This window comes from Nonomuraea fuscirosea (assembly GCF_003001935.1).
Classification (GTDB): Bacteria; Actinomycetota; Actinomycetes; order Streptosporangiales; family Streptosporangiaceae; genus Nonomuraea; species Nonomuraea fuscirosea.
Genome location: NZ_PVNG01000015.1, coordinates 112,715 through 127,823, shown reverse-complemented (window position 1 = coordinate 127,823; position 15,109 = coordinate 112,715). Strand labels below are relative to the sequence as shown.

Below are 15,109 nucleotides of genomic sequence, written 5' to 3'. Positions count from 1 at the left end.
CATGGACTACAAGCTCACCCAGAAGAGCCAGGAAGCTCTCTCGGGTGCCATGCGGCGCGCCGCCGCGGAGGGCAACCCGGAGATCTCCCCCGCTCACCTGCTGACCACGCTGCTCTCCCAGACGGGCGGCACCGCCGTGCCGCTGCTCGAAGCCGTGGGCGCCGACTGGCGCACGCTGCGGGCCCGCACGGAGGAGCAGCTCGCGGCGCTGCCGAAGGCGCAGGGCTCGACGGTGGGGGCGCCGTCCAGCTCGCGTCACCTGCTGACGGTGCTCAACACCGCGGCCCAGCACGCCAACCGCCTCGAAGACCTCTACGTCTCGACCGAGCACCTGCTGGTCGGCCTGGCCGCCGACGGCGGCCAGTCGGCCGAGCTGCTCAAGTCGCAGGGCGCGACGCCGCAGGCGCTGCTCGACGCGTTCGAGAAGGTACGCGGCAACGCCCGCGTCACCAGCGAGACCCCCGAGGACACCTACCAGGCGCTGGAGAAGTACGGCGTCGACCTCACCGAGCGGGCCCGCGGCGGCAAGCTCGACCCGGTCATCGGCCGCGACTCCGAGATCCGCCGCGTGGTGCAGGTCCTCAGCCGCCGCACCAAGAACAACCCGGTGCTCATCGGCGAGCCCGGCGTCGGCAAGACCGCCGTCGTCGAGGGCCTGGCCCAGCGCATCGTGGCCGGCGACGTGCCGGAGTCGCTGCGGGACAAGCGGCTGATCTCGCTCGACCTGAGCGCGATGGTCGCGGGCGCGAAATACCGCGGCGAGTTCGAGGAGCGGCTCAAGGCCGTGCTGTCGGAGATCAAGGACAGCGACGGGCAGGTCGTCACGTTCATCGACGAGCTGCACACCGTGGTCGGGGCCGGGGCCGCCGAGGGCGCGATGGACGCCGGCAACATGCTCAAGCCCATGCTGGCCCGCGGCGAGCTGCGCATGATCGGCGCGACCACGCTCGACGAATACCGCGAGCGCATCGAGAAGGACCCCGCGCTGGAGCGCCGCTTCCAGCAGGTCTACGTCGGCGAACCCACGGTCGAGGACACGATCGCGATCCTGCGCGGGCTCAAGGGCCGCTACGAGGCCCACCACCAGGTGCAGATCGCCGACAGCGCGCTCGTCGCCGCGGCGGCGCTGTCCGACCGCTACATCACCAGCAGGTTCCTTCCCGACAAGGCCATCGACCTGGTCGACGAGGCCGCCTCGCGGCTGCGCATGGAGATCGACTCCCGTCCGGTGGAGATCGACCAGCTCCAGCGCAACGTCGACCGGATGAAGATGGAGGAGCTGGCCCTGTCGAAGGAGACCGACGAGGCCTCCGTCCAGCGGCTTGAGCGGCTGCGCCAGGAGCTGGCCGACCGGCAGGAGGAGCTCAACGCCCTCGTCGGCCGCTGGGAGCACGAGAAGGCCGGGCTCAACAAGGTCGGCGAGCTGAAGAAGCAGCTCGACGAGGCGCGCGGAGCGGCCGAGCGGGCGCAGCGCGACGGCGACTTCGAGGCGGCGTCCCGGCTGATGTACGCCGAGGTGCCCCGGCTCGAACAGGCGCTCAAGGCGGCCTCCGACGCCGCTCCGCCGGACAACGCCATGGTCAAGGAGGAGGTCGGGGCCGACGACATCGCCGAGGTGATCTCGTCGTGGACCGGCATCCCCGCCGGGCGGCTCCTTGAGGCTGAGACGAGCAAACTGCTGCGGATGGAGGAGGAGCTGGGCCGGCGCCTGATCGGGCAGCAGCGGGCCGTACAGGCCGTCTCCGACGCCGTACGCCGCAGCCGGGCCGGCATCGCCGACCCCGACCGGCCGACCGGGTCGTTCCTGTTCCTCGGGCCGACCGGCGTGGGCAAGACCGAGCTGGCCAAGGCGCTGGCGGAGTTCCTGTTCGACGACGAGCGGGCGATGACCCGCATCGACATGAGCGAATACTCCGAGAAGCACAGCGTGGCCAGGCTCGTCGGCGCTCCTCCCGGCTACGTCGGCTACGAGGAGGGCGGCCAGCTCACCGAGGCGGTCAGGCGGCGCCCGTACACCGTGGTGCTGCTCGACGAGGTCGAGAAGGCCCATCCCGAGGTGTTCGACATCCTGCTGCAGGTGCTCGACGACGGGCGGCTGACCGACGGCCAGGGGCGCACGGTCGACTTCCGCAACACGATCCTGATCCTGACCTCCAACATCGGCTCGCAGTTCCTCGTCGATCCCCAGCTGGAGAACGGCGCGAAGCGCGAGGCGGTCATGGGGGCGGTGCGCGGCTCGTTCAAGCCGGAGTTCCTCAACCGGCTCGACGACGTGATCCTCTTCGACGCGCTCGGCACCGAGGAGCTGGCGCAGATCGTCGACCTCCAGGTCGAGCGGCTGGCGCAGCGCCTGGCCGACCGCAGGCTGACGCTGGAGGTCACGCCGGCGGCCCGCGAGTGGCTGGCGCTGACGGGCTACGACCCGATGTACGGCGCCCGCCCGCTGCGCCGCCTCGTCCAGTCCGCCATCGGCGACAAGCTGGCCAAGGCCGTGCTGTCGGGCGAGATAACCGACGGCGACCACGTCCAGGTCGAGCTGGGCGACGACGAGCTGCTCATCCAGCGCGCGTCCTGAACGAGCGCCCGCACGACGACTGCTCGTCCAGCGCCTGAGAGCCCGGAGATCCCGCAGATCTCCGGGCTCCGGCGTGTCATGGCGAGGTCATCGGGCCGTGCCTTCGGTAAGGTTCGCCCCACTCTTCGGACAAGCCGCCGTTCCCCGTCCGGACAGGTGACTACGTTCAGCGTTCGTCAGATCACCGAAGTCGATCGGGGAGACGTGCAGGTGTCATTCCAGAGGATGCGGAGCATGATCGCGGTGGCCGCTCTGACCGCGGGCGTCAGCTGGCTGGTCGCCGGTCCCGCCACGGCCGCGAACTGCCAGAACGCCGAGCCGGGGCTGCTGTCGCCGCGCTCGGTCGCCACGTACTGCGACGAGCACACGAAGCTGCGCGTGAACGACGGCGGCTCGGGCAGCAGCCGGATGGTCGCGTCGGAGAGCAACAAGCTGGCCATGGCGGCCGGCGAGCTGGCCAGGCGGCTCGGCCTGACCGGCCTGGCGACCGGCCGGGCGGTGCTCGGCTCGGCCGACTTGGGCGGGATGGCCGCCACCTGGGGCATGCCGTCGCTCACCTCGGCCTCGCCGGCGATCCCCGTGGTGCCGGGGCCGGCCGCGATGAAGGACCTGTCGACGGTCGCGGGCATACCCGCCCTGCCGGCGCTGCCCTCGCTCCCGTCGGTGCCCGAGCTGCCCCCGCTGGCGCGTACCCCGCTGGAGGGCGACGCGCGGCGCGCCCAGGCTCCGCACCACAACTCGATCGGGGGCACCGGGATCCAGTCACCGACGGACCTGCAGCGGCCGGTGCGCGAGGTCGGCGAGGACGTCATCGGCGTGCTGCTGCCCAAGGCCGTGGAGAGCATCGAGGGCACCTCGATGCTGCCCGGCGGCGAGACCGCGGTATCCGGCTTCACCGGCCTCAAGCAGGCCCTCGGCCTGTGACCGTGCCTGTGACCGTGCGTGTGCCGTGCCTGTCACCGTGCATGTGATCGCGCCTGGGACCGTGAGCCCCGCGAAATGAGCCATCCGTCCGGGCGCGAGTCGTGCCTGTCGCACCCGGACCTCCCCACAGCGGAGGGGCCGCGGTCAGCCGCCGCGGCCCCTCCGACCGGCCTCACGCGCGGGCGGCAGGGCGCGGGTCAAGGCTCACGTTCGAACCGGCGGCACGCGCGTACGCGGGCACGGCGAAGCGAGCCGTGCCGGAGACACGTGCTCCGGCGGGAGGTCGAGCCGTCAGGAGACGAGCTCGTCCAGCTCGTCCTCGGGCAGCCCCAGATCGACCCTGATCCGGTAGCGGGTACGCAGCAGCGCCACCTGCTCAGGATCGTTCTCCTCGCACCGCAGGGCGGCCTGGGTGGCCCATTCGAGCCCCCCTTTCAGGTCACCGTAGGCGACGAGGGTCTCGGCGATCGTATGGGCGGTCGCCGTGGAGACGTCGCCCTCCTTGCGGATCGTCTCGATGACCTCCCTGGCCTCGTCCGGCCGGTCCAGCTCGAAGAGCGTGTCGGCGATGCCGGCACGCGGATCGAACCCGGCCTCGCCGCCGTCCTCGACCGCGCGCTGGAAACACTCCATCGCGCGGGCGGGCTGGCCCGCCGCTCGCCACTCCTCGGCCGCGAGGACCAGGATGGATGCCCTCGAAACGTCTCCGGAGGAGTAGTCGAGCGCCACGTCGTAGAGCCGACTGGCCAAGGAACTGTGGTCGTCGGCCAGCAGGGCCTGCTCAAGCAGACGATCAAGGTGCTCACGGGTCACATGCGCCACAACGCCGAGACTACCGAGCCTGCCTGCCCTTTGCCCGGTCAATCCGCATCGCCGGTGAGGTGCAAATTCGGTAACGACTTGTCCATTCCTGGTCACGGAATGCCTATCTGCGCAGGTCATCGGGCATATAGAAGTCCTCAGCCGCCATGCGAGCGGAGGGACTGTGATGGGCATGTCCAAGCAGATGACCTTCACGCTGGCCTGTGCCGTCGTCCTGTCGGCCCTCGGCCCCGGCGTCGCCGGCTATCTGTCGGCCCGCTTGGAGGCCATCGAGGCCGCGGAGAGCAACCTGCGGGCGCTGGAGGCCAGGCTGAACGTGCGCGAGGCCAGGGACGCGAGACCGGCCTCCTATCGAGCCCCGTGCGTGCGCACACCGGGCGACGAACAGACGCCCACGACCGAACAGGGCGAACGCTGGCTCCATGACGTGCCGGGCTGGCTGGCCGGCCCGTCACGGGACCTCGGCGACAACGGCCACAACTGAAAGTGGCCCGCGCGCCTTCTTCAGCGCGTCTTCTCAAGCGGCGACCAGGACCTGAGCCGGCGGGCCAGGAAGCTCCTGATGAGCTCCTTGGCCGCCTCGACCAGCTCGGGCTCGCCCTCGGGATCGTGGCGGAAGGCCAGCTTGAGCACGGCGTCCCCCGCCTCGACCGCCACCATCACGGCCAGGTCGAGCTCAGCGCCGTCGGCCAGCCCGAACTCCTTCAGGCACAATCCGCGCAGCCGTCCTGCGATCACCATGTTGTTGTCGGAGTCGGAGTCGAGCAGGTTGAGGTCGACCGCGTCACCGAAGCGCAGGCTGCGGAATCCGGCGACCGTCCTGTGCATGTCGACGTAGATGTCGATGATCGCGTCGACGGCCTCCCACCAGCCGCGGTAGTCCTCCTCCAGGAAGGTGCGATCGACTCTGCGGACGAACTCCTCGACGTTGCGCCGGGTGAGCTCCTGGGTGATGGCCCGCTTGTCGGGGAAGAACTGGTAGACGGAACCGATCGCCACGCCCGCCCGTTCGGCGATGCGCGTGGTGGACAGGGCCTCGTAGCCCATCTCGTCGAGCAGTTCGGCGCAGGCGTCGAGCATCCGCTCGACGCGGCGTGCGCTGCGGCGCTGTGCGGGCTGCCGCCTGAGGGCTTGGGGTTGGACGCACTCATCATCCATTTGCGGCGAAGACACGGATTCATCTTCTCCTGTATGAGCGATCGTTACCCGCGATTTCCCGATTCTCCGCGACCACGCTCAATCGGGCCAGGCCGCGCATCGCACGAGGGGAAACCCGTGACAGGACATATCCGATTTTTCCCTCCAGATTCACTGGCACCACAGCCTCATTTCTGTGCACCGCCCGGAGAATGTGCGCCGCCACCCGCTCGGGCGGATACCCGCGCCGCGCCAGCCCTCTGACGGCCTCCTCACGCATGCTCTCCGTCGGGTACGCGGCGTTGCGCGCGATGGCCGTCGACACGAAACCGGGACAGACGGCGCTCACCCCGATGCCCTGGTCGGCCAGCTCGGCCCTGAGACAGTCGCTGAGCATCTTCACGGCGGCTTTCGAGGCCGAGTACGCGGGCAGCACCCTCGACGGCGCGAAGGCGGCCAGGGAGGCGACGTTGACGATGTGCCCGCCCTCGCCGCGCTCGGCCATGGCGGCGCCGAAGAGCCGGCAGCCGTGGACGACGCCCCAGAGATTGACGTCGAGGGTCCTGCGCCAGTCGTCCAGACTGTGATCGAAGAACCGCTTGGCGACCGCGATCCCGGCATTGTTCACCACAATGTCCGGCACTCCATAATCAGCGATGATATTTCGCGAGAAGTTCTCCATCTGATCGGCATTCGCCACATCGACCCGTACCGCGTATGCCGTTCCCCCGAGATCCCGGCCAATGGCCTCAACGGCCTGTTTCGCCGCGTCAAGGTCGATATCAGCGCACACCACCTCGGCCCCGTGGGCCGCGAACGCCCGCGCGGTCGCCAGCCCGATCCCGGACCCGGCGCCGGTCACGACCACCAGCCGCCCGCCGAACGCCCCGCCGGCCCGCGCCCGGCGCAGCCCCCGCCCGGCCGGCGCGCCCTCGACGTGCTCGACGAACTCGCCGATCATCGCGGCGACGGTCCCGGGGCGGCTGCGCTGCACCCAGTGCCCGGCCGCGACCTTGCGCCGCCACAGCTCGGGAGCCCATCGCCCGACCGCCTCCGCCAGCGCCGGGGTGACGTACGGGTCGCGGGTGGGCTCGATGAGCTGCACCGGAACGCCGGGCACGCGCGGATCGAGCCCGGGGTCGCCGAGCGTGGCCGGCATGTTCCGCCGGTAGAGCCAGAGCCCGTTGCGCCCGTCCGCCGCCATGGTGGCCGCGGGATGCCCGGGCCGGAGCGCGACGCCCTCGCCCCGCCGCAGCGTACGGGAGACGAGCCGGGGCATGACCGAGCGCCAGGCCAGTTCGGGCAGCACCGGGAGCAGGAACGCGCCGATGTACCAGGACCGCAGCCGCTGCGCGGCGACGTCGCGCCGCCGCCCGTGCCGGAAGAAGTCCCCCACCTGCCGCAGCCCTGGCCCGCCGAGGCTGGTGAACGAGGCCAGCCGGTCGCCGGTCCCGTCCCTGCCGAGCGCCTCCCACCCCTGCAGCGAGCCCCAGTCGTGTCCGACGAGGTGGACCTTGGGGACGTCCAGGGAGTCGATCACCGCGCCGAGGTCGGCGACCAGGTGGTCGAAGCCGTAGTCGCGGCGGTCGCGGGGCGGTGACGACGCGCCCGCGCCGCGGACGTCGTACCGCACCACCCGGAAGCGGTCGCGCAGGAGCGCGGCCACCTCGTCCCAGACGCGGTGCGTGTCCGGGTAACCGTGCAGGAGCAGCACGACCGGATGGCCGGGATCGCCCTCCTCGTGCACCGCCAGCCGTACGTCACCGGACTCGACCCACCGCATCGCGACCTCCTATTGGACGCCCTGTCCAGCAGGGCTGTCCGCAGGATAGATCGATCGGGCGCGCGCGGCCACCCGCGGCCGCGAGGTCAGGGGCGGGCGGCCAGGCCCGCGCAGCCGCGCAGTTCCTTCCAGTCCGCCACGGCCCGGGTCTTGGCCGAGCCCGCCATCGGGACCGGGACGCCGCCCTGGATGGTGGCCGGCGTCCACGTGTCCTTGAGGATCTTCCGCCCGTTGATCGTCAGCGTCAGCACCCCGGTCCTGCCGGTGGTGGCCGGGTTGGAGTTGTAGAAGACGAAGTTGCCCATGCCGTAGCTGACGTAGGCGTCGTCGAGGTAGCCGGAGCCGAGCAGGATGTGCGCGTGCCCGCCGACCACCACGTCGGCCCCCGCCTTGACCAGCTTGGGAGCCAGCGACAGCTGCGCCTCGTTGGGGCATTTCTGCAGCTCGGTGCCCCAGTGCAGGTGGACGATCACGGTGTCGGAGTTCTTGCGCGCCTGGCGTACCGCCTTCAGCAGGGCCGGCTCGTCCTTGGCCGAGGCCAGCCCGCCCTTGTCCGCCGTGGCCGTCCACGCCTGGATGAACTCGGCGTCCATCACCTGGGTGGCGCCGATGATCGCGACGCGGTTGCCGTTCACGGTCGTCCGCCACGGCCGGTACGCCTGTGCCGCGTCCTTACCGATCCCCACCACCGGGAACTTGCTGCGCTTGATCGCCGCCAGCGAGTCGGCCAGGCCGGTCTCCATGTAGTCCATGCCGTGGTTGTTCGCCATGGAGGCGACGTCCACCCCGGCGGCCTTGAGCGCGGTGAACGCGCTGGCCGGCGCCCTGAACGTGAACTGCTTGCCCGGCGCCGGCGTCCCCCCGGTGGTGACGGCCGTCTCCAGGTTGATCATCGATAAGTCGGCCTTGCGCAGCACGCCGGCGATCGGCCCGAGCGCGGTGCGCGGGTTGCTCAGCCGTCCGCGCAGCATCCCCTCGAAGTGCACGTCCCCGCCGAACGCGATCGTGTACGGCCGGCGCTGCGGCGTCGGCTTCTTCGACTTGGACGGCGTGGCGGTCACCGGCTGCTCGACCTGCTTGCGCAGCGGCTCCCGTTCCGGCACGGCCGAGCACGCGGCCAGCGGCACGAGGACGGCGGCGACCACCGGGAGGGCAAGGGGGAGTCTCATCTGCGGCACTTCCGCTCGAATACTGACTTTCAGGGATCGAGCATGCCATGCAGGACGGATTACCGCGCAGCCCCCCTGAGCTTCGCCAGCACCTCCCAGGTGTCGTCGTCCATGGGCGTGTAGACCACCAGCCGGATCTCGGGCGCGGCCGTGAGGTTGGTCGTGCTGAAGCGCAGGATCCCGTGCGCCGCGTGCTTGAACGCCTTCACCCTCGGCCCCGGCTCGGCCACCTCCTGCCGGGCCCAGAGCCGGGCGAACTCGGCGCTCTCCGAGCTGAGCCGGCGTAGGAAGTCCTGCCAGCACGGGTCGTCGGCGTGCCGGCTGTAGGCGCTTCTGAAGACGGCCACGGCGCGGCCCAGATCCTGGTCCCGGTCGAGCAGCGTCGTGGTGGGCGAGGGGTTGAGGCAGGTCTGCCAGAGCGAGTTCCGCTCCCCTTCCGGGGCGTTCACGATCTCGGGGAACAGCTCCGCGTAGACGTCGTTCCAGGCCAGGGCGTCGCACCTGCTGTTGGTCACGCACGCGGGCAGGCCGCCGAGCCGGTCGAGGATCACCCGCATCTCGGGCGTCACCTGGGCCGAGTCGGCGGGGAACGGCTCGGCGGGCTGACCGGCCAGCCGGTAGAGGTGGTGGCGCTCGGCGCTGTCCAGCCTGAGCGTGCGCGCGATCGCGTCCAGCACCTGGCTGCTGGCGTTGATCGGCCGCCCCTGCTCCAGCCACGTGTACCAGGTCACGCCGACGCCGGCCAGCTGGGCCACCTCTTCGCGGCGCAACCCTGGGGTGCGCCGGCGCGGCCCCGGCGCGAGGTCGACCATCTCCGGTGTGATCCGTTCCCGGCGGGAGCGCAGGAACGCGGACAGGTCGGCACGTCTCTTCTCTGCCACCGTCATTCCTCCACTATGGGGTGACAGGGCGATGCTTAGCCAGTTATCCCCAGTACCAGTATAAAGGGGCACTCGTTACTGGTACTGGATCACCGGCAGACTGGCCATCATGTCGCAAATTGCCGCTTCCTCCCCTCCTGCGCACACCAAGCCGCAGGAGACCCCCAAGGCCGGCGGCCTGCTGCTGACGATCATCCTCGTCGGGCAGTTCCTGGCCGTCCTGAACGTCAACATCGTCAACGTGGCCACCCCGACCATCGAGTCGGACCTGCACTCGTCCGGTGCCGGGCTGCAGATGATCATCGCCGGTTACACCATCGTCTATGCCGTCCTGTTGATCACCGGCGCCAGAGTGGGCGACCTGTTCGGCTACCGCCGGGCGTTCCTGGGCGGCCTGGCGCTCTTCACGTTCACCACGCTCCTCGCGGGCCTGGCGCCCTCGACCGCGTGGCTGGTGGGCAGCCGGCTGCTGCAGGGCGCCGGGGCCGCGATGATGGTGCCGCAGGTGCTGACGCTGCTCCAGCGCAACTATCACGGTGCGGCCAGAGGCCGGGCGATGGGTCTGTGGTCCTTGATGATCAGTGGCGGCATCGTGGCGGGTCAGGCAGTGGGTGGGATCCTGCTCGGCGTCGGCCTGGGCTGGCGGCTCGTGTTCCTGGTGCTGGTGCCGGTCTCCGCGCTGCTGCTGGTGGCCGGGTTCCGGGTGCTGCCCGCCGACACGGGCGGCGCCAGAAGCGGGCTCGACCCGTGGGGCCTGGTGACGCTGTCGGCGGCCGTGCTGCTGTTCGTGGTGCCGCTCGTGCTCGGGCGCGATCTCGGCTGGCCCGTCTGGGGCTGGATCTCGATGGCGCTGAGCGCGGCCGCCTTCTACGCGTTCGTCCGGGTCGAGCGGTGGGTCACCGCGAGCGGCCGCCGTCCGCTGGTGGACGCCGGCGTCCTGCGCGCGCCCGGCATGCGGCCGGGGCTGGCGGTGCTGCTGTTCGGCCCGGCCACGTGGGGGGCGTTCCTGTTCACCTCGGCGCTGCACCTGCAGGGCGACCTGCACATGACGCCGCTGGCCTCCGGCATGATGCTGGTGCCGTGCGCGCTGGCGTTCGGCCTGGTCGGGCTGGTCTGGCCGCGCCTGCCGCAGCGGCTGCAGCGCTCGCTCGTGCCCGTCGGCTACCTGGTGGCCGCGCCGGCCTATCTCGGGCTCGGGCTTGCCGCGGGGGGCGGGGTTCCGTACGCGGTCATGAGCGCGCTCATCGGAGCCGGGCTCGGCGTGCAGATCGCGGTGACCACCATGGTGACCGAGCGGGTGGACCGGGCGTACGCGGCCGACGCCAGCGGCGCGCTGCTCACCGTGATGCAGCTCGGCCAGGTCATCGGCGTCTCCACGGTGGGCACGCTGTTCATCACGCTGGAGTCCGCGTCCGTGGCCGCCTCGCTGCCGACCGCCGTCGCGATGGCGGTGCTGGCCGCGCTGGCCGGCCTGTGCGCGATCTTCCTGGTACGGCGGCGCACCCCCGCCCTGGCCTGATTTGGACAACTCGTTTATTTGAATGATTCAAGTTAAGGGGGTAGCTTGACGTGACGGCGACCTTCCCCCGCGCCGCAGGTCGTACGCGCCGGGCCGCGGGAGACAGGTCGCACCAGCGGCGACGTCGAACCCCCGGAGGATCGTGATCATGAAGAACAGGCCCATCAGCACCGACGACGCGGGCATCCCCGCGCCGAGCGACGAGCACTCGCTCTCCGTCGGCCCGAACGGGCCCCTGCTCATGCAGGATCACTACCTCATCCAGAAGATGGCCCACTTCAACCGCGAGCGCGTCCCCGAGCGGGTCGTGCACGCCAAGGGCGGCGGCGCCCACGGCATCCTGCAGATCACCGAGGACGTCAGCCAGTTCACCAAGGCCAAGCTCTTCCAGAAGGGCGTCCAGACCCCGCTCTTCCTGCGCTTCTCCACCGTCGCCGGTGAGCTGGGCAGCCCGGACACGGCGCGTGACCCGCGCGGCTTCGCGATCAAGTTCTACACCGAGGACGGCAACTACGACCTCGTCGGCAACAACACGCCGATCTTCTTCATCCGCGACCCCTCGAAGTTCTCCGACTTCATCCACAGCCAGAAGCGCCGCGCCGACAACCACCTGCGTGACAACAACATGCAGTGGGACTTCTGGACGCTGTCGCCGGAGTCGGCGCACCAGGTCTCGTTCCTCATGACCGACCGCGGCATCCCGGCCTCCTGGCGGCACATGCACGGCTTCGGCTCGCACACGTTCCTCTGGTACAACGCGGCCGGCGAGCGGTTCTGGATCAAGTACCACTTCAAGACCGAGCAGGGCATCAGGAACTACACCGCCGACGAGGCCGCCGCGCTGCTCGCCGACCCCGACCACCACATCCGCGACCTGCACACGGCCATCGCCAACGGCGACCACCCGTCGTGGACGGTCAACGTGCAGATCATGCCGTTCGAGGCCGCGGCCGACTACCGGTTCAACCCGTTCGACCTGACCAAGGTGTGGCCGCACAGCGACTACCCCGAGATCACCATCGGCCGGCTCACGCTGACCAAGAACCCGGTGAACTACTTCGCCGAGGTCGAGCAGGCGGGCTTCGAGCCGTCGAACCTGGTGCCCGGCATCGGTGCCTCCCCCGACAAGATGCTCCAGGGCCGGCTCTTCTCCTACCCGGACGCCCACCGCTACCGGATCGGGCCCAACTACCTGCAGCTGCCGATCAACCAGCCGCGCAGTCCCGTCAACTCCTACAACTTCGACGGGCCGATGACCTTCACGAACCCGCAGGACCCGGTGTACGCCCCCAACTCCGCGGGCGGCCCCACCGCCGACCCGTCGCTGTTCGAGGGTGAGCGCTACCACGTCACGGGCGAGATCGTGCGCTCGGCGTACCGCAGGCACGCGGAGGACGACGACTACGCGCAGCCGCGCGCGTTCTGGGAGAACGTCCTGTCCGAAGGCGACCGGACCAGCATGGTCGGCAACATCGTCGGCCACGCCTCGGCCCCCGAGGTGACGTCCGCGATGAAGCTGCGCGTCGCGGACTACTGGACCAACATCCACAAGGACCTCGGCGACCGCGTCCGCAAGGGCCTGGGCCTGACCTGACGCCGGCGAACTTTGGGTTCCCTTAGGGAACTTCGACGTGCTACCTTTCTCAGGGTTCCCCCGAAGAACCCACCTGGAAAGGGAGTCGATGACCTTCATCAGGCATTTCGACCACGTCGGCATCACCGTCGCCGACCTCGACGCCGTGACGGCGTTCTTCGTCGGCCTCGGCCTGGAGGCCGACCAGAAGATGGCCGTCGAAGGCGAGTTCCTGGACACCGTGATCGGCATGACCGGCGCCCGCACCGAGATCGTCATGCTGCGTCCGCCCGGCGGGGGCACGACGCTGGAGCTGTCCAGCTTCACCCGCCCGGACCACCTCCCGGGTTCGCCCGCCGCACCGGCCAACGAACTGGGGCTGCGCAACGTCGCCTTCGAGGTGCACGACCTGCGGGCCGCGGTCGAGCACGCCGCGGCCGGCGGCTACGGCCTGGTGGGAGACATCGGCGAGTACGAGGGCATGTGGCGGATGGCGTACGTCCGCGGGCCGGAAGGCATCATCGTCTCGCTGGCCGAGCGCGTCGAGAACTGAGGAGACGGCATGAGCACCACTGTGACCGACGAACAGATCCAGGCCCTGGCCGCGACCGCGAAGCCGTACAGTGTGGCGATCCTGCGGTGGGCGCCCGGACGGACGATGGACGGCGCGGACGCGATCGAACTCGAACACCAGCGGCGCATGGTCTCACTGCGCGCCGACGGGGTGATCGCCGTGCTGTGCCCGGTCGCCTCGGACACCGTGGCCGGCATCGCGATCATGACCGTCCCGGCCCCGGAAGCCACCGGCATCATGACCGCGGACCCCTGCGTGCGAGCCGGAATGATGCAGGTCGACGTCCACCCCTGCCACGGCTTCCCCGGGGACACCCTCCCCGCGTGACCCGCCGCATTCCCCATAAAGAATGTCCGCGGCCGGGAAACGCCTTTTCCGCCTTTCCGATGAATCGCCGGCGAAAAAGCTCCCGTCCGCTGCCTCTCCATTGTCCGGAACAAAAGGCATGGGGGCACCTGGGCGTGGCGACATGAACCCGTGGCGTTTCTCAGGAAAGATCAACTGAGTTGCGCGCACAGGTCATTCGGTGCCACGATGTGCGGGTTTTCCGCGGCACGCCGGACGGCGTGTCACCTACGACAGAGGCGCACCCCAGGCCTCTTACAGGACGGCTCTGGACGGTTGTGCCAGCAACATGCCAGAGCCGTTCGTCATGCGCGCGCGACCAGTGTGGCCAGGTCGAACTCGTTGTCCATGACGCCGGCTACGAAGGCAGTCCACTCGGCGGGCGTGAAGACGAGGACGGGCCCGTCCTCCTGCTTGCTGTCACGCAGTGCGACGTTGCCGTCCGCCAGCGGAGCGACCTCCACGCACGCCGTGGCGCCGTTGCAGTAGCTGGCCTTGCGCCAGGCCGCCTTCGTGATGTCGTTGTGCATTGTCTCCCCAAAGGGTGCAGAGGCTTCGTTGCCTCTTTGTTGAGGTAGCTTGTCAACGCCGCCAGAGCATGGCTTTGCGCTGGATGAGGACACGTGACTCGTCCACGTCGAGGGCCTCCGACCTGATGTGGTCGAAAGCCGACTCGTAGCCGGCCACCCGTTCCAGGTCGTCGACAAAGTGAGCAGTGTACAGCTGTTCCAAATACACGACATCGTCGAATGCCGTGAACTTCAGATGAATGAACGCACCGGTGTTGACCGGATGTAGTGCGTCCAGTGGCAGGACGTGCACGCTGACATGCGGCAGCAGGGAGATCTCCAGGAGATGCTCCATCTGCTCACGCATGACCGCGGGCTCGCCGAACCGGCGCATCAGCGCCGCCTCGTCGAGCACCACGCTCATCCGGCAGGGATCGCTCCTGTGCAGGACGCGTTTCTGCCGGTCGAGTCGGGCCTCCACCCGGCTGCGGACACCGCTGTGCGTGATGCGCGCGATGCCGCGGGTGGCCAGGATGACCTCTCGCGCATAGTCCTCGGTCTGCAGGAGGCCGGGCACAGCCTGGGGTTCCCAGTTGCGCTGGTAGGTGGCCTCCGCCTCCAGCCCGAGAAATCTTGTGTACTCCTCGGGCAGGGAGTCTTCGTAATCTTCCCACCACCCCCGCTGCTCCGCATCACGCAACAGGCCAACGAGCTCGTCAAGTTTGTCACCGTCAACGCGATAGAGCTTCGCCATGGCCTTGATGTCGTCGGCGCTGGGCATCGTCTTGGCCGCTTCGATACGGCTCACCTTGCTGGCTGACCAGCCGAGATCTCTGGCCGCCCTGGCCCCGGTGAGCTTGCGCCGCTCGCGGAGGAAGCGAAGCTCCTGCCCTAGACGAAGTCGCCGAACCGTTGGACTGCCCTGCTGCGTTGGCACCGTCCACGCTCCTTCTCGGGAATGGAGGTGTAGCCGGAAGGGACCGTTTGGAGCCCGGCTTTCTGGGCCGTCCAGCAAATCTTACCCTGCAAGTTGCACGTCCACTGCCGCACAGCCTTGCCAGAAGGCTTTCATGGGTAGAGCGTAGGAGCAAGACAAGCTCCGCTGAGTGGTCTGTAACGGGCAAAGATCTCCCGGCGACCCTTTATGGCCGACACTTCTCCTGCAAGTTGCACGGCAAGCCGCAAGATTCTTAAATCTTCCCTTGCTCAAGCTATTGCAGCATCGACGACCTCGGGGGACGATCAGATCCAGGAGGGATCTCGATGGTGGTGAGGAGGCCTGACATGACGACAAGGCC

At 69.4% G+C, this 15,109-nt stretch carries 14 protein-coding genes; 7 read left to right on the top strand and 7 right to left on the bottom strand.

Translation table 11 applies throughout. From position 1 onward, the window contains the following. Window position 1 precedes the first annotated feature (1 nt). The gene (gene clpB, locus B0I32_RS31935) at window positions 2-2,575 is read left to right on the top strand and encodes an ATP-dependent chaperone ClpB (RefSeq protein ID WP_106246112.1); all 2,574 of its coding nucleotides are present in this window, start codon (window positions 2-4) and stop codon (window positions 2,573-2,575) included. Between the two features lie 234 nt (window positions 2,576-2,809). Further along, the gene (locus tag B0I32_RS31930) at window positions 2,810-3,499 is read left to right on the top strand and encodes a hypothetical protein (RefSeq protein ID WP_106246110.1); all 690 of its coding nucleotides are present in this window, start codon (window positions 2,810-2,812) and stop codon (window positions 3,497-3,499) included. A gap of 291 nt (window positions 3,500-3,790) precedes the next feature. Here B0I32_RS31930 and B0I32_RS31925 read toward each other — a convergent pair whose 3' ends face one another. Further along, window positions 3,791-4,321 (bottom strand): tetratricopeptide repeat protein, encoded by a 531-nt coding sequence (locus B0I32_RS31925; protein WP_245956155.1) that lies wholly within the window; start codon window positions 4,319-4,321, stop codon window positions 3,791-3,793. 172 nt (window positions 4,322-4,493) lie between these two features. Here B0I32_RS31925 and B0I32_RS31920 point away from each other — a divergent pair, with 172 nt between their 5' ends. Next, entirely contained in the window at window positions 4,494-4,805 is a 312-nt protein-coding gene (locus B0I32_RS31920) for a hypothetical protein (RefSeq protein ID WP_146178378.1), read from the top strand. Between the two features lie 20 nt (window positions 4,806-4,825). On the opposite strand, the gene B0I32_RS31915 is transcribed toward B0I32_RS31920, so the two are convergent. The 4 genes from B0I32_RS31915 to B0I32_RS31900 form a co-directional block, all read right to left on the bottom strand. Then, window positions 4,826-5,479 carry a TetR/AcrR family transcriptional regulator gene (locus B0I32_RS31915; protein WP_181307988.1) on the bottom strand — a complete coding sequence of 218 codons (654 nt, stop codon included), beginning with the start codon at window positions 5,477-5,479 and terminating at the stop codon, window positions 4,826-4,828. A gap of 19 nt (window positions 5,480-5,498) precedes the next feature. Continuing rightward, window positions 5,499-7,241, bottom strand: coding sequence for an SDR family oxidoreductase (locus B0I32_RS31910; protein ID WP_106246103.1), 1,743 nt, complete (start codon window positions 7,239-7,241; stop codon window positions 5,499-5,501). Between the two features lie 86 nt (window positions 7,242-7,327). Then, complete coding sequence (locus tag B0I32_RS31905) at window positions 7,328-8,410, bottom strand: CapA family protein (RefSeq protein WP_181307987.1); 1,083 nt, start codon at window positions 8,408-8,410, stop codon at window positions 7,328-7,330. Window positions 8,411-8,469: 59 nt separating this feature from the next. Next, entirely contained in the window at window positions 8,470-9,297 is an 828-nt protein-coding gene (locus tag B0I32_RS31900) for a helix-turn-helix transcriptional regulator (RefSeq protein WP_106246100.1), read from the bottom strand. Between the two features lie 103 nt (window positions 9,298-9,400). On the opposite strand from B0I32_RS31900, the gene B0I32_RS31895 reads away from it, so the two are divergent. The 4 genes from B0I32_RS31895 to B0I32_RS31880 all read left to right on the top strand — a co-directional run bounded on the left by B0I32_RS31895 (window position 9,401) and on the right by B0I32_RS31880 (window position 13,284). Further along, window positions 9,401-10,810 carry an MFS transporter gene (locus tag B0I32_RS31895; protein ID WP_106246098.1) on the top strand — a complete coding sequence of 470 codons (1,410 nt, stop codon included), beginning with the start codon at window positions 9,401-9,403 and terminating at the stop codon, window positions 10,808-10,810. Window positions 10,811-10,958: 148 nt separating this feature from the next. Continuing rightward, window positions 10,959-12,404, top strand: a complete 1,446-nt coding sequence (locus B0I32_RS31890) for a catalase (RefSeq protein WP_106246096.1) — start codon at window positions 10,959-10,961, stop codon at window positions 12,402-12,404. Window positions 12,405-12,492: 88 nt separating this feature from the next. Next, a complete protein-coding gene (locus tag B0I32_RS31885; RefSeq protein WP_106246094.1) occupies window positions 12,493-12,936 on the top strand; it encodes a VOC family protein in 444 nt (147 codons plus the stop codon). Between the two features lie 9 nt (window positions 12,937-12,945). Then, window positions 12,946-13,284, top strand: a complete 339-nt coding sequence (locus B0I32_RS31880; RefSeq protein WP_106246093.1) for a hypothetical protein — start codon at window positions 12,946-12,948, stop codon at window positions 13,282-13,284. 323 nt (window positions 13,285-13,607) lie between these two features. On the opposite strand, the gene B0I32_RS31875 is transcribed toward B0I32_RS31880, so the two are convergent. Continuing rightward, entirely contained in the window at window positions 13,608-13,832 is a 225-nt protein-coding gene (locus B0I32_RS31875; RefSeq protein ID WP_106246091.1) for a DUF397 domain-containing protein, read from the bottom strand. Between the two features lie 52 nt (window positions 13,833-13,884). Next, a complete protein-coding gene (locus tag B0I32_RS31870; RefSeq protein WP_106246090.1) occupies window positions 13,885-14,748 on the bottom strand; it encodes a helix-turn-helix domain-containing protein in 864 nt (287 codons plus the stop codon). Between the last annotated feature and the right edge of the window lie 361 nt (window positions 14,749-15,109).